Source organism: Jiella avicenniae, assembly GCF_021390325.1.
Lineage (GTDB): Bacteria > Pseudomonadota > Alphaproteobacteria > Rhizobiales > Rhizobiaceae > Jiella > Jiella avicenniae.
Map to the genome: position 1 here is coordinate 383978 of NZ_JAJUWU010000003.1, position 13526 is coordinate 397503.

The 13526-nt window shown below is 67.9% G+C and carries 14 protein-coding genes; 10 read left to right on the plus strand and 4 right to left on the minus strand.

Annotation, left to right across the window (positions count from 1 at the left end; genetic code table 11):
- Window positions 1–3: 3 nt before the first annotated feature.
- Window positions 4–522: a TRAP transporter small permease gene (locus LZD57_RS03990; protein ID WP_233717818.1), complete on the minus strand. Its 519-nt coding sequence runs from the start codon at window positions 520–522 to the stop codon at window positions 4–6.
- Between the two features lie 26 nt (window positions 523–548).
- Window positions 549–1535, minus strand: coding sequence for a TRAP transporter substrate-binding protein (locus LZD57_RS03995; protein ID WP_233717819.1), 987 nt, complete (start codon window positions 1533–1535; stop codon window positions 549–551).
- A gap of 305 nt (window positions 1536–1840) precedes the next feature.
- On the opposite strand from LZD57_RS03995, the gene LZD57_RS04000 reads away from it, so the two are divergent.
- From LZD57_RS04000 to LZD57_RS04040, 9 genes are all read left to right on the plus strand, one after another.
- Window positions 1841–2878, plus strand: coding sequence for a helix-turn-helix domain-containing protein (locus tag LZD57_RS04000; RefSeq protein WP_233717820.1), 1038 nt, complete (start codon window positions 1841–1843; stop codon window positions 2876–2878).
- Between the two features lie 76 nt (window positions 2879–2954).
- Window positions 2955–3977 carry a TRAP transporter substrate-binding protein gene (locus LZD57_RS04005; protein ID WP_233717821.1) on the plus strand — a complete coding sequence of 341 codons (1023 nt, stop codon included), beginning with the start codon at window positions 2955–2957 and terminating at the stop codon, window positions 3975–3977.
- Between the two features lie 74 nt (window positions 3978–4051).
- Window positions 4052–4558 (plus strand): TRAP transporter small permease, encoded by a 507-nt coding sequence (locus LZD57_RS04010; RefSeq protein WP_233717822.1) that lies wholly within the window; start codon window positions 4052–4054, stop codon window positions 4556–4558.
- Window positions 4558–5841 (plus strand): TRAP transporter large permease, encoded by a 1284-nt coding sequence (locus tag LZD57_RS04015; protein ID WP_233717823.1) that lies wholly within the window; start codon window positions 4558–4560, stop codon window positions 5839–5841. The genes LZD57_RS04010 and LZD57_RS04015 overlap by 1 nt, the downstream gene beginning before the upstream one ends.
- A 10-nt stretch (window positions 5842–5851) precedes the next feature.
- Window positions 5852–6700 (plus strand): dihydroorotate dehydrogenase electron transfer subunit, encoded by an 849-nt coding sequence (locus LZD57_RS04020; protein WP_233717824.1) that lies wholly within the window; start codon window positions 5852–5854, stop codon window positions 6698–6700.
- A complete protein-coding gene (locus LZD57_RS04025; RefSeq protein ID WP_233717825.1) occupies window positions 6694–7635 on the plus strand; it encodes a dihydroorotate dehydrogenase in 942 nt (313 codons plus the stop codon). Before LZD57_RS04020 ends, LZD57_RS04025 begins: the two co-directional genes overlap by 7 nt.
- Window positions 7632–8942 carry a hydantoinase/carbamoylase family amidase gene (locus tag LZD57_RS04030; protein WP_233717826.1) on the plus strand — a complete coding sequence of 437 codons (1311 nt, stop codon included), beginning with the start codon at window positions 7632–7634 and terminating at the stop codon, window positions 8940–8942. Before LZD57_RS04025 ends, LZD57_RS04030 begins: the two co-directional genes overlap by 4 nt.
- Before the next feature lie 280 nt (window positions 8943–9222).
- Window positions 9223–9915: an orotate phosphoribosyltransferase gene (locus LZD57_RS04035; RefSeq protein ID WP_255699742.1), complete on the plus strand. Its 693-nt coding sequence runs from the start codon at window positions 9223–9225 to the stop codon at window positions 9913–9915.
- A 12-nt stretch (window positions 9916–9927) separates the two neighbouring features.
- Complete coding sequence (locus LZD57_RS04040; RefSeq protein WP_233717827.1) at window positions 9928–10242, plus strand: hypothetical protein; 315 nt, start codon at window positions 9928–9930, stop codon at window positions 10240–10242.
- A gap of 48 nt (window positions 10243–10290) precedes the next feature.
- Here the strand turns inward: LZD57_RS04040 and LZD57_RS04045 are convergent, their stop codons facing one another.
- Complete coding sequence (locus tag LZD57_RS04045) at window positions 10291–11019, minus strand: DUF4286 family protein (protein ID WP_233717828.1); 729 nt, start codon at window positions 11017–11019, stop codon at window positions 10291–10293.
- Between the two features lie 269 nt (window positions 11020–11288).
- Here LZD57_RS04045 and LZD57_RS04050 point away from each other — a divergent pair, with 269 nt between their 5' ends.
- Window positions 11289–12581 (plus strand): ribulose-bisphosphate carboxylase large subunit family protein, encoded by a 1293-nt coding sequence (locus tag LZD57_RS04050; protein WP_233717918.1) that lies wholly within the window; start codon window positions 11289–11291, stop codon window positions 12579–12581.
- A 60-nt stretch (window positions 12582–12641) separates the two neighbouring features.
- Here LZD57_RS04050 and LZD57_RS04055 read toward each other — a convergent pair whose 3' ends face one another.
- A complete protein-coding gene (locus LZD57_RS04055) occupies window positions 12642–13523 on the minus strand; it encodes an NAD(P)-dependent oxidoreductase (protein ID WP_233717829.1) in 882 nt (293 codons plus the stop codon).
- Window positions 13524–13526: the final 3 nt, after the last annotated feature.

A 13526-nucleotide genomic window follows, 5' to 3' on the forward strand; every position in this document is an offset into this window, starting at 1 on the left:
GGTTCAGACGCCCGCCTCGCGCGCCAGATGATCGATGTCGATGCGGGCCGTGCGGCGGCCGGTGTGAAGCTCCCAGCCGATCTGCGAAAACCGCACGAACTGCAGGACGCCGGCGATCGGCAGGATCAGATAGACCCAGCCCATCGGGATCCGCATCGCCGAAGAGAGCTGTCCCATCGCCAACGCATGACGCACCAGCGCGAGCCCGTACCAGAACAGGAGCACGGAGAAGAGGCAGCCGATCACCACGCCGGCGAGCGCCACCAGGCGGGCCGGGCGCTCCGGCAGAAACGTCTGCAAGAGGTCGACGGAGATGTGCTTGCCGTTGCGCAGCCCCATGCCGGCGCCGATGAAGGCCGTCCAGACGATGGTGTAGCGGACGAGCTCCTCGGCCCAGAAGATCGAGCTGTTGAAGACGTAGCGCAGGACGACCTGGATCACGACGAGGACGGTGGCGAGCGCGAGCCCCGCCACCATCGCCGCGTCTTCCGTCCGGTCCAGAACCTTGAGGAAACGGCCCATCACACCCTCCGGTCGGCGGGGACGATCTATTCGGTCGCCTCGTAGATCCGCTGCAGCAGTTCCGGCGTGACCACCGATTCGAAGTTCTCGTGCACGTCGCGGCTCGCCTCGACGAACTTGGCGCGGGCGTCCTCGCCGAGTTCATGCACGCGCATGCCCTTTTCCTCGAACTTGTCCACCAGCTTGGAATCGACGTCGGCGGTGAGCTGGCGGTTGTAGTCGCGCATCTCGGTGACAGTGTCCTGGACGACCTTCTGCAGGTCTTCCGGCAGCCCGTCCCAGGCCTGCTTGCTGACGATGAAGGCGTAGGGCAGATAAGCGTGGCCCGAAAGCGTCAGGTCGGACTGCACCTCGTAGAACTTCATCGTGTCGATCGAGGTGAGCGAGTTCTCCTGCGCATTGGCGACGCCGGTCTGCAGGGCGTTGTAGACCTCGGCGAACGCGATCGGGATCGGGTTGGCGCCCCAGCTGCGGTACTGGTCGATGATCAGCGGGCTGTCCATCGTGCGGACCTTGACGCCCGAGAGGTCGGCGAGGCTCTCGATCGGATGGTCGGCGGTCAGGTGTTTGAAGCCGCTCTCCCAATAGGCGAGGCCCTTCAGGCCCTTCTCGTCGAGGGTGTCGAGCAGCTCCCGGCCGATCTCGCCGTCGAGGACGGTGTAGGCGGCCTCCGGCGTGGGAAAGATGAAGGGCAGATCGAAGACCTGCATGCGCGGCTCGAAATTGCCGAGCTTGGCCGTCGGCGGGATGCCCATCTGCACGGTGTCGAGCTGGATCTGCTCGATGATCTGGGCGTCGTCGCCGAGCTGCGCGGAGGGAAACACCTCGACCGACATGCGGCCGCCGGAGCGCTCTTCGATGAGTTCGGCGAGCTTCGCGGCAGCCTTGCCGGAGGGCGTGTCCGGGCTGACGATGTGGGCGAACTTCCAGTCGAAATCCGCAGCCGCGGCCGCCTGCGTCATGGCGAAGCCGGCAACGGCGATCGTGGCGAGATGAAAGGCTGTGCGTGTCATGCCTTGCTCCTTCGGTGACGGCGATGGGCTGCATCTCATTTTTGAGATAAGCTCGAACCTACCAAAGCCGCCGCATCGGCATAGTGCCGCCTTCCGACTGCGGCGTTGACGAAAAGTACACACGGCGGGCGAACCGGCCGGGAATGCCCGGGTCCGCGGCTTTTCCAGCCGGCCGCTGCGATCTCGCGCGGTGAAAGGGACGGACGCCTGCCTGTTCCGGTTCGCGCGGAGCTGGATTAATCCTCTCGGCAGAAACCCGTGAACCGAGCGGTTCGCCGCGCTCCGAACGTTCGGGAGATCCTCGAGTGACACGCTCCGACCTGCATTCCACCCGAGACGAGACGCGGCTTTCCTCCGAAACCGACCTGACGGACGGGGTGCAGGCCGGCCGAAAGGAGGTGGGCGAGATATTGTCGGAGACGGGCGAAACCGCGCCCATCCGGCTGAGCGACATCGGCGCGCGGCTGCGCGCCTTTCGCATGGGCCGGGGACTGACGCCCGAGGCGGTCGCCGCCAGCCTCGGCATTTCGCGGGCGGCGCTCTACCGCGCCGAGAAGGGCGAGATCCCGAAGATCGAGACGCTGACGCGGATCGCCGACGTCCTCGGCACGTCGCTGCCCAGTCTCCTCGGCGTCGGCGTCGAATATGTCGACACGGCCATCGCCTTCTTCGAGCGCATGCGCCAGATCGAGGAAGAGGCCGAGCAGATCATCGGCCTGTTCGGCCCGGTCTCCTATCTTCTCACCTCCGACGCCTATGACGGGATGCTCGAGGCGGTGATGCTGGAGGCGATTCCGCCCGGCGAGGACGCGTCCGCCGCAGCGCGCCAGTCGGTCGACGCCCTGATGGCCGTGCTGCGCCAGCGCAAGAACTGGTACAAGCGCCGGCAGCCACTGATCGTCAGCCTGATCGCCTCCTCCGACCTCGAGCGCTTTCTCCTGCATGGGGCGCTCGGCCGCCACGACCTGCCGGCCGAGACCGTTGCCGAGCGCCGCCGCCTCGCCAGGAGCGAGGTCGAGCGCATCGAAGCCCTCCTGCGCCACCCGCCTTCCGGGGTCCAGATCGGCATCGCCCGCGAGCCGACGCCGGCGACGACGTTCCAGATCTTCCGGCAGCGTCACCGCTCGACGCTGGCGATCAGTCCGTTCCGGCTCGGGGAGCAGCCGAACGTCAGGATCGGCGTCGCCCTGATCACCTCGGCGCCGGAGCCGATGCGCCTGCACGAGGACATCGCCCGCAGGTTGTGGGAGGGCGCCTTGAAGGGCGACGCCGCTGCCGACTTCCTGCGCGGCCTCGTCGCTCGATACGGGATCGACGGCAGCGGCGATCCGTCTCATTTTTGAGATTTCCGCTTGACACCCCCGCCCCGGACGGCTCTTCTCTCGCCTTCCGTCAATCATGGGCAGGGGTAGTTCTTCGATGTTTGGGACGCATTTTCGCATTGCCGGCGTGGTCGCTCTGGCGGCGACGCTTTTGGCCGGCACGGCGGCCGCGCAGGAATTCACGGCGCGCATCGGCCATCTGGAGTCGCCGCAGCAGGCGCGTCACCAGGGCCTCGAAATGGTCGCGGACCTCGTCAAGGAGCGCACCAAGGGTGCGGTCGAATTCAGCATCTATCCGGCCGGCCAGCTCGGCCAGGCACGTGAGATGAACGAGGGCGTCCAGCTCGGCGTCATCGAGGGCACGGTCTCGCCCGCGGCCTTCCTCGCCGGCTTCAACCCGGCCGTCTCGATCCTCGACGTCCCCTTCCTCTACCCGGCCGACCGCAAGACGGCGGCCGAACTCCGGGACGGCCCCTTCGGCGACGCCGTGCTCGAAAGCTTCGAGCCGCTCGGCTTCAAGGCGGTGGCGATCTGGCCGAACGGCCGCAAGAGCTTCACTTCCAACAAGCCGATGGAGAGCGTCGACGCCTTCGACGGCCAGCGCTTCCGCGTGATGGATTCGCAGGTGCTGATGGCCCAGTTCGACGCCGTCGGCGCCTCGGCCGTGCCGCTGCCCTTCGGCGAACTCTACACGGCGCTGCAGACCGGCGTGGTCGACGGCCAGGAGAACGCGCTCGATACGATCGCGACGATGAAATACAACGAGGTGCAGAAGAACCTCCTCGTCTCCGGCCATGGCGCCAACGAGGACGTCGTCCTGTTCAACCCGGCCTGGTGGAATTCGCTTCCCGCCGAGTATCAGACGATCATCGTCGAGGCTTTCGACGAGGTTCGCCCGAAGGTCGAGGCGATCAAGGAAGCCTCGCAGGACAAGGCGCTGCAGACCCTCGAGGACGCCGGCATGAACGTGCGCGAGCTGACCGACGAGGAGCGCCGGAAGATGCGCGAGCTGATGTATCCGAAGGCGCGCGAGGCCTATCTCGCTCAGGCCGGCGATGCCGGCAAGGCGATCGTCGACGCCTACGAGGCCCAGTACGAGAAGGTCACCGGCGACAACTGATCGCCGGCCTCTTCGCGCCCGCCGTGCGCCGCGCGGCGGGCCTTTTCTTTCCGGAAGTCTGAAGGAAGTGCCGGATGAAGGCGGTTCTCGAGACCTTGGGTCGAGTGGAAGAATTCCTGCTCGCCGGCATCATGGTCGTCATGACCGTGCTGTTCAGCGGGTCGGTGCTGGTCAGGGCCGTTTCCGACGAGCTGTTCCGCCAGATCGCCTGGGTCGACGAGGCGACGCGTTACCTGATGGTGTGGATGGTCTTCCTCGGCCTCGGCCTCGCCCTCCAGCGCGGCCGCCACATCGCCATGGGCTCGCTGCTGGAACGCCTGCCGCAGCGGCTCCAGACCCTCGTGCGCAAGCTGATCGACTTCGCCGGCCTCGCCTTCAGCGGTTTCATCGCCTGGTTCGGCACCGACATCGCGCTCCTGGTGCTGCGCTCCGGCCAGTCTAGCCCGACCCTCGGCGTCACGACGGCGCTCCTTTATGCCGCGCTGCCGGTCGGCTTCGCGCTTCTCGCCATCCGCTATCTCGCGAGCCTCGTCGGCGTCTTCGACCGCTGGGCGGCCACATCCCCGGCGGACGCCCACTGATGCTCGCCCTCGCCATCTTCCTCCTCGCCCTCGTCCTTCTGGGGCTCGGCTTCGAGATGTTTCTGGTGCTCGGGCTGCCGGGCCTCGCGATCAAGAGCGGCTATTTCGGCGCCCTGCCCGACATCGTCGTCGGCCAGAAGATCGTCGCCGGCATCAACCAGTCGACGCTGCTCGCCATCCCCTTCTTCATCTTCGCCGCCGAACTGATGGCGAGCGGGCGGATCGCGCGCGACCTGACGAGCCTCGTCAAGGCCTTCCTCGGCCATCGCGCCGGCGGCATCGGCTACACCACCATCGCCGGCTGCGCGGCCTTCGGCGCCGTGTCCGGCTCGGCGCCGGCCACCGTCGCGGCGCTCGGCCGGATCATGTATCCGGAACTGATCAAGGCCGGATACCGCGAACGCTTCGCCCTCGGCCTGATCGTCTCCTCGGCCGAGACGGCGCTGCTGATTCCGCCCTCGATCACGCTGATCATCTATGGCTGGCTGACCGGCACCTCGATCGCCGGGCTGTTCGCCGGCGGCCTCGTCATCGGCATCTTCCTCGCCCTCGCCTTCGCCCTCTACGTCGTCGTCGACAGCATCCGGACCGGCCGCAAGGGCGGCGCGGCGATGCCCTGGGGAGAGCGGCTCGCGGTGCTCCGCGCCGCCGGATGGGCGCTCGGCCTGCCCGTCATCATCCTCGGCGGCATCTATGGCGGCATCTTCACCCCCACCGAGGCGGCGGCGGTCAGCGTCGTCTACGCCGTCCTCGTCGAGGCGGTCGTCTATCGCGAACTCGGCCTGCGCGACCTCTTCCGGGTCGCCGGACAGGCGGCGATCACCAATTCGGTGATCTTCATCCTCCTCGGCATGGGCAGCCTCGTCTCCTACTTCATCACGCTCGGCCAGTTCCCGGCGCTGGTGATCGACTTCATGCAGACGATCGGCGCCGACTGGCTGATCTTCCTTCTGATCGTCAACGTCCTGTTCCTCCTCGCCGGGATGTTCATCGACCCGAACTCGGCGCTGCTCCTGCTGGTGCCGGCGCTCTATCCGGTCGCCATGACCTTCGGCATCGACCCCATCCATTTCGGCCTGATCGTCTGCCTCAACATCTGCATCGGCATGATCACGCCGCCCTTCGGGCTCGACATCTTCGTCGCCTCCTCGACCCTCGACAAGCCGGTCATGACCATCATCGCGGGCGTCTGGCCCTTCGTCCTGATCAACATCCTGACGCTCCTCGTCGTCACCTACGTGCCCCAGCTTTCGACCTTCCTGCCGAAACTGATTTTGGGCTGAGGAAAAACCGATGCAAGCTGCGACCCTTCCCACGCCCGCTCCGACGCCGTCGCTCGTGGCGCCACGCGCCGGCGAATTCGACGCGCGGATCCTTGCGAACGATCCCGTCAACGCCGAGTACCGGCTGATGACGGTCGCGGTGCCGGACGGCTCGGCGAATGCCCGGCCCGGTCAATTCTTCCAGATCCTCTGCCCCCACAGCGGCGCCCTGCAGCCGTTCTTCCGCCGACCGATGAGCATCTATCGCATCGAGCCCGAGGCGGGGCGGCTGTCGTTCCTCTACAAGGTCACCGGCACCGGCACCCGCACCATGGCAGAGCTCGACCCCGGCGCCTCGATCAACCTTTTCGGCCCGCTCGGCAACGGCTTCTCGCTGCCGAAGGACGGCGCGCCGATCGCCCTTCTCGGCCGCGGCGTCGGCCTCGCCACCATGGCCCCGCTGGTCTCCCATGCCCGCGAGGCCGGTCACGCCGTCACCGCCATCCTCAGTGCCCGGACGCCGGAACTGGTGATGTCGAAGGACGAGTTCCTGGAAGCCGGAGCCCGCGTCATGACCGTCACCGATTCGGAAGGAACCTCGGCGGTCGAGAACGTCGAGAACATGCTGCATGCGCTGCACGGCGAGGGCCGCCTCGGCGCCCTCTATGTCTGCGGCTCGAACCGGCTGATGCTGGCGGCGCAACGGGTCTCCCGCCGCCTCGGTGTGTTCGGCGAGGCTGCGCTGGAGCAGCAGATGGCCTGCGGCGTCGGCATGTGCTTCTGCTGCGTCCGACCGTTCCGTCAGGGCGATGAGATCGTCCACCGCCGGGTCTGCAGCGAAGGCCCGGTCTTCCCCCTGCTGGAGGCGCTCGAATGGTAGACCTCTCGGTCGACTGCGGCGGCATCCGCCTCGCCAATCCGGTGATGCCGGCCTCCGGCACCTTCGCGTCCGAGCTCGCCGAGATCATCGCGCTCAAACGCCTCGGCGCCTTCGTCACCAAGACCGTCACCCCCGGCAAGCGCCAGGGCAATCCGACGCCGCGCGTCTCCGAGGTTCCCGGCGGCATGCTGAATTCGATCGGCATCCCCTCGAAGGGCGTCGATGCCTTCGTCGCCGAGACCATCCCGCTCTACGCCAATTTCGACGTGCCGCTCGTCGTCTCGATCTCCGCCGACACGCCGGACGGCTTCGCCGACATCTGCCGCCGCGTCAGCGTGCCGGGCGTCGCGGCGGTCGAGGTCAACATCTCCTGCCCGAACATCGAGGACGACGGGCGGGCCTTCGCGATGCGGCCGGAGACCACCCTCGCCGTCATGCGCAAGCTGCGCCAGGCGACCGATCTGCCGCTCTGGGCGAAACTGACTCCCAACACAGGCGAGATGCCGGCCGTCGCCGAGGCGGCCGCGGCGGGCGGCGCCGACGCGCTGGTCGTCGCCAACACCATTCTCGCCATGAGCGTCGACATCCGCACCCGCCGCGCCAGCCTCGGCCGGGTCATGGGCGGGCTGTCCGGGCCGGCGGTCAAGCCGATCATCCTGCGCATGGCCTATCAGTGCGTGCGCGCCGTCGACATTCCGGTCATCGGCTGCGGCGGCATCATGACCGCCGCGGACGCGCTGGAATATCTGATCGTCGGCTGCCGGGCCGTGCAGGTCGGCACCGCCACCTTCGTTCACCCCGGCGCGATGCTCACCGTCATCGACGGGCTGGAGGACTACTGCCGGCAGAACGGGATCGAGCGCATCGCCGACCTCACCGGAACGCTGAGCGCCGAGGCCCACGACGCCTCGCTGGAATGGGAAGCCATCGCGTGAGCCCGACGACCGCCATCGCCGAGGGTGCACGGTCCGGCGAGACACCCGACCTCCCGGACCTTGCAGGCCTCGCCGAGAAGATCTTCGCCGACGTCGCGGCGATGTCGCCGGACGTCCTCGGCGTGTCGCGTCCGGCCTACAGCACTGTCGAAACCGAGACGCTCGATTATCTGGAGCGCTTCGCCCGCGACTTCGGCCTCCGGACCTGGCGCGACGCCGGCGAGAACCTGGTGGTCGCCGCCCCCGGCGACACCTCGCCCGAGGCGCCCTGCGGCTACTTCGGCTCGCATGTCGATTCGGTGCCCCAGGGCGGCAATTTCGACGGGCTCGCCGGCGTCGTCGCCGCGCTGCTGACGCTGATTGCGCTGGTACGGGAAGACGCGCCGATGCGCGTTCCGCTGCGCGTCCTGGCTCTGCGCGGCGAGGAAAGCGCCTGGTTCGGCAACGCCTATATGGGCTCCCAGGCACTGTTCGGCCGGCTCGGCGAGAAAGCCCTTTCGACCCGCCGCCGGGACGGGCGCGGAACGCTCGCCGACGCCATGCGCGAGACCGGGATCGAGATGGCGAAGATCGAGGCGGGCGAGCCGCTGGTCGACGCCACGCAGATCCGCTTCTTCCTCGAACTCCACATCGAGCAGGGGCCGGTCCTCGTCGAGCGGCAGTGGCCCGTCGCGGCGGTGACGGGGATTCGCGGCAACGTCCGCCACCGGGAGGTGCAGTGCATCGGCCAGGCCGGGCATTCCGGCGCGGTGCCGCGCTGGCTCAGGCGCGACGCGGTGTTCGCGACGTCCGAACTGATCATGCGAATGGACGACCACTGGGCGACCATTCAGCAGCATGGCGGCGACCTCGTCCTCACCGCCGGCATCTTCCAGACCGACCCCGCTCATCATGCGATGTCGCGCATTCCGGGGGAGTGCAGCTTCAGCTTCGAGGCGCGCAGCCAGGATACCGGCACCCTGCGCGCCTTCGAGGAACTTCTGAAATCCGAGTGCCGAATCATAGAACGCGAACGCCGGGTGAAGTTCGTCTTCGACGAGGCCGTGCGCAGCGATCCCGCCGAGCTCGATCCGGCGATGATCGAGGCCATCCTCACCGCCTGTTCCGCAGTGGGTCTGCCGGCGGAGGCGATTCCGAGCGGGGCCGGGCACGACGCCGCGATCTTTGCGCAGGCTGGCGTGCCGACCGGCATGATCTTCGTGCGCAACCGCAACGGCTCTCACAATCCCGACGAACAAATGGAGGTCGAGGATCTCGTCGCCGCCATCGGCGTGATGCGGCGGGTGGCGCGGGAGCTGACGCAATGAGCCGATGTGCCGCAATCGCCCGAAACCTCGGCGCAGCGACCGCCCCGGCTCGGCCGGGAACCGCGGCCCGTCGCCATGCTCGGGCGTTTGCTGCTCTCGGCTTCGCCGCCGCCGCGGTCGCCCGCGAGGGCAAACCGGCGGAGGAAAGCGGCGCTCTTGATATTGAAGCCGGCTGCAGGGTGCGAGTAAGGGTGGGGAGGCCTGATGCGGATTTGCAGTGGTCGGAGAGAGCGTGGCGCTCGCCCGACGGGCCTCACTCATTCCAGGAAAGGCACCGGACTTGACGAGCTTCACCGACAAAACCCTGATCGCCGAAATGACCGCGAAGATGCTCCTCGAGGTCAAGGCGGTCCATTTTCGCGCGGACGAGCCCTTCCGCTTCACCTCCGGCTGGGCGAGCCCGGTCTATATCGACTGCCGCAAGCTGATCTCCTATCCGCGGGTGCGCAACACGCTGATGGACTTCGCGTCCTCGGTGATCCTCAGGGACATCGGCTTCGAATCCCTCGACGCCATCGCCGGCGGCGAGACCGCCGGCATTCCCTTCGCCGCCTGGATCGCCGACCGCCTGTCGATGCCGATGCAGTACGTCCGCAAGAAGCCGAAGGGCTTCGGCCGCGACGCGCAGATCGAGGGCGACTACCGTGAAGGCTCGCGGATCGTGCTGGTCGAGGACCTTTCGACCGACGGCCGCAGCAAGATCCGCTTCTGCGAGGCGCTGCGCAAGGCCGGCCTGACGGTCGAGCACACCTTCGTCATCTTCCACTACGACATCTTCCCCGAGACCAAAGAAACCCTGAAGGAAAACGGCATCCAGATGCACGCCCTCGCCACCTGGTGGGACGTTCTGAAGGTGGCGCGGGACCAGGGCTATTTCGAAGAATCGATCCTGCAGGAAGTCGAAGCCTTCCTCCACAATCCGATGAGCTGGTCGGCCGCCCACGGCGGCGCCAGCTCCTATCCCAAGGACTAGGAGCAGCCGTTTATGTTGAGCGACGTCAAGCGCATCATCGCCGAGGGCCATCTCGGCGTCCGGACATACGAAGAGTTCGCCCAGTCCTGCCTCCAGAAGGCGGCCCGGGGCGAGGAGGACACCGTGGCGCTCTTCGTTTTGGCGAAGATCGTCCAGCCGTTCTGCGACTACTACTTCGATCAGGCGCTGAGCGAAGCGACCGCCGTCGCGTTTCGCCAGCAGATCCTCGAGACGATCGAGGCCTACGAGGCGGCCGGTAGCCTCGCCGACAAGAACGCCGCTCTCGCCCGCGCCGTGCAGAACAGCCTGGCCAGCGCGGACGTTTGAACCCGCGCGCATGAGCATGGAGGCGGTCCGGTCGATCCGACCGGATCGTCAATCGCCTTCGCCAGCAAAAGTCGGGGAACCATCCCAGGGGGGCAGGACCTCGCCGGCGGCCAGGCAGAGTTCGAGCCGGTAGATCGCGATGCGCCCCGCTTCGAAGCGCCTGCCCGTCTCGCTCGCCATCTTTTCGGAAAAGCCGGCGACCACGTCGGCGAGCGGCGCCGCATCGCCGGCCTCCGCCAGGAGGACGCCCGCCGGCAACTCGGGGGTCTCGCGGCGCAGGCCGTGTTCCGCCGTCTTCTCGCGGCTCGCATTGGCATCGCAGCGCAAGAGATGAAGGCCGGTCAGCGCGGATTGTGCGGCAAACAGCGCTTCGGCCGTCCGTTGCAGGGCGCTCCGGAAGGCCCCATCGGCATCGGCGAGTTCCGGCAGGACGGCGGTCGCGACGAAGCCGCCCACCCCCGCCCCGAGGCTGAACTCCACACGGCACAACGCGCGCGAAGCCTGCCGGAACGCCGGCATGACGCGCCGCGTCCACGGGGTCGGGTCGTTCAGACGGCGCAGATACGCCCCGCCGAGAAACGCCTCGTTTTCGACCTCGTAGAGGGTGAAGAACTCCGGCCCGCCGGAGACCGCCCGGCCCCGCCGGCCGCGGCGAAAGCCCGCGATCGAGACCCGCTCGGGAACGTGTTCCCGGCCGTGCCAGGCGAGGAAGTCGGACCGTGCCTCGGGCGTGACGTCGTTCCAGATGACGACGGCCGCCTTGCCCGCGAGTGCCATGCGATCTTCTCCTTTCTTGCTGGACCGGTTCCACCGGAGCCGAGGCCCGGCATCGACTTCCTTCGCCTTGGCGGGCGTGCAGGCCGAAGACGAGCCGAGGCCGACGGCCGGGAGATCGTAAGCGACATGCGCCTCGACCCGATTGCTCGCAAGCCCCATTCACGCGGCCTCCGATCGGCTCCGTGAATGGACGCGGCTTGTCGTGCGAAATCGACTGGTATAACGACATGATGATACAAGACGCCATCGACCACATCTCTCCCGCATCCATGACCCAAACCGACATCGCCCCAGCGCGCAGCCAACTCGCGACCGATCGGATCGAGGCCGACTATCTCCTCGAAACGCCCGTCGCGGTCGAGAGGGCGGCGGAGGTCATGGCCGGCGAACAGTCGAGCGGGACGTTTCTGCCCGTCCCCGGCGAGACGCCCGAACTGAAGGCGCGGGCGGCGGCCCGGGTCGAGCGGATCGCGGTGCTCGGCACCGTCGCGGAGCCCTCGCTGCCGGGCGCCGCGAAGCCCGCCGAGGCGGGGCGCTTCACCCGGGCCCGGGTGACGCTCTCCTGGCCGCTCGACAACATCGGCGCCTCGCTGCCGAACCTTCTCGCCACCATCGCCGGCAATCTCTACGAGCTGAAGCAGGTTTCCGGCCTGCGCCTTCTCGACGTCCGTCTGCCGCGCGCTTTTGCGGACAAATATCGCGGTCCGCAATTCGGCATCGCGGGCACCCGGAAGCTCGCCGGCGTCTTCGATCGCCCGCTGATCGGCACGATCGTCAAGCCGAGCATCGGGCTGACGGCGGAGGGAACGGCCGAAATCGTCGACACCCTCGCCGCCGCCGGGATCGATTTCGTCAAGGACGACGAACTCCAGTCGGACGGCCCCGGATGCCCCTTCGAGTCGCGTGCGCGGGCGGTGATGGCGGTGATCGACCGCCACGCCCAGCGGACGGGCAAGAAGGTGATGTTCGCCTTCAACATCACCGGCGACCTCGACGAAATGCGCCGCCGGCACGACCGCGTCCGCGATCTCGGCGGCACCTGCGTGATGGCGAGCATCAACTCCGTCGGCCTCGTCGGCATGATCGAACTCGCCCGCCATTCGGAGCTGCCGATCCATGCCCATCGCAACGGCTGGGGCTATCTCTCGCGCCACCCGGCCCTCGGCTGGTCCTACCGCGCCTGGCAGAAGATCTGGCGGCTCGCCGGCTGCGACCACATGCACGTCAACGGCCTTGCGAACAAATTCTCCGAGGACGACGACAGCGTCATCGAAGCGGCGCGCGCCTGCCTGACGCCGCTTTCCGACGACGCGCCCTGCCTCGCCATGCCGGTGTTCTCGTCAGGCCAGACGGCCCTGCAGGCACCGGAGACCTTCGCGCGGCTCGGCTCGAGCGACCTCATCCACGCGGCCGGCGGCGGCATCATGGCGCATCCGCACGGCCCAGCCGGCGGCGTCGCCAGCATGCGCGAGGCCTGGGAAGCGGCGATGGCCGGCACACCGCTCGACGTCCATGCCAGGACGCATCCGGCGGTCGCGGCGGCCTTGGAGACGTTTCGCTAGGCCTTGCAGGCAGGCGCGACTTGCGGCGAGCCGAAGGCGGTCGGGTCGCTGCCGCCGGGCTCATCCCTTCTGCCGGAACGCTTTTGCCGCCTCCGGCGCCATCGCCTCGCCGAAGCCGTTTTCGTTCAGCCATCCGAGCGCCGAGAGCACGCCGTCGGCGACGTCCCGGCGGGTTCCGGTCGCCTCGACGAGCTTGCCGTAATAGCTGATGTCTTTCAGCGCATTGGCATTGGTGAAGCGCATCTGGCCGGTCTCGCCGTCGAGCAGGAAGGGCGCCACACGCTCGAGCGCCGCGCCATGTCCGCCGCCCCGGCGCAGACAGTCGACGAGGATCTCCGGCGAAATGCCGTTTTCGGCGGCGCAGGCGGCGGCTTCGCTGATCAGCGTCACGGTGCCGAGCGAGACGAAGTTGTGGATCAGCTTCAGCATCTGGCCGGAGCCGACGGGGCCCGCATGAAAGCGGTTTTCCGAAAACGCCTCGAAGAGCGGAGTCAATTCGGCGACGATGGCGTCGTCCCCCCCGATCAGAAGGTTCAGCCGCCCCTCCTCGGCTTCCTTCGGCGTGCGCGTCATCGACGCGTCGACGAAGCGGCCGCCGGCCACCGCCACCCGCTCGGCCGCCTCGACGGTCACGGCGGGAATGCCGGTCGAGCAGTCGACGACGATCGCGCCGGGGCGAAGCGCGTCCGCCAGGCTCGCCTCGCCGAGGATCAATTCCTCGATCTGCGCACTGCCGGTGACGCAGAGGATGACGACGTCGCTCCCTGAGACGAGGTCCTGCAGCGCATCGAAGCGCCGCGCGCCGGCCGCATCGAGATCGTCGGTCGGCTGGTTGCCGGGATGGGCGAGATAGCCGAGCGGCCAGCCGGCCTTCAGGACGTTGCGGGCGATGCCGTGGCCCATCATGCCGATGCCGACGATGCCGATGGTCTGTTTGCTCATCAA

Coding starts and splice junctions, on each gene's coding strand:
- LZD57_RS03990 (WP_233717818.1), bottom strand. CDS start 522: ATGGGCCGTTTCCTCAAGGTTCTGGACCGGACGGAAGACGCGGCGATG.
- LZD57_RS03995 (WP_233717819.1), bottom strand. CDS start 1,535: ATGACACGCACAGCCTTTCATCTCGCCACGATCGCCGTTGCCGGCTTC.
- LZD57_RS04005 (WP_233717821.1), top strand. CDS start 2,955: ATGTTTGGGACGCATTTTCGCATTGCCGGCGTGGTCGCTCTGGCGGCG.
- LZD57_RS04010 (WP_233717822.1), top strand. CDS start 4,052: ATGAAGGCGGTTCTCGAGACCTTGGGTCGAGTGGAAGAATTCCTGCTC.
- LZD57_RS04015 (WP_233717823.1), top strand. CDS start 4,558: ATGCTCGCCCTCGCCATCTTCCTCCTCGCCCTCGTCCTTCTGGGGCTC.
- LZD57_RS04020 (WP_233717824.1), top strand. CDS start 5,852: ATGCAAGCTGCGACCCTTCCCACGCCCGCTCCGACGCCGTCGCTCGTG.
- LZD57_RS04025 (WP_233717825.1), top strand. CDS start 6,694: ATGGTAGACCTCTCGGTCGACTGCGGCGGCATCCGCCTCGCCAATCCG.
- LZD57_RS04040 (WP_233717827.1), top strand. CDS start 9,928: ATGTTGAGCGACGTCAAGCGCATCATCGCCGAGGGCCATCTCGGCGTC.
- LZD57_RS04045 (WP_233717828.1), bottom strand. CDS start 11,019: ATGGCACTCGCGGGCAAGGCGGCCGTCGTCATCTGGAACGACGTCACG.
- LZD57_RS04050 (WP_233717918.1), top strand. CDS start 11,289: ATGACCCAAACCGACATCGCCCCAGCGCGCAGCCAACTCGCGACCGAT.
- LZD57_RS04055 (WP_233717829.1), bottom strand. CDS start 13,523: ATGAGCAAACAGACCATCGGCATCGTCGGCATCGGCATGATGGGCCAC.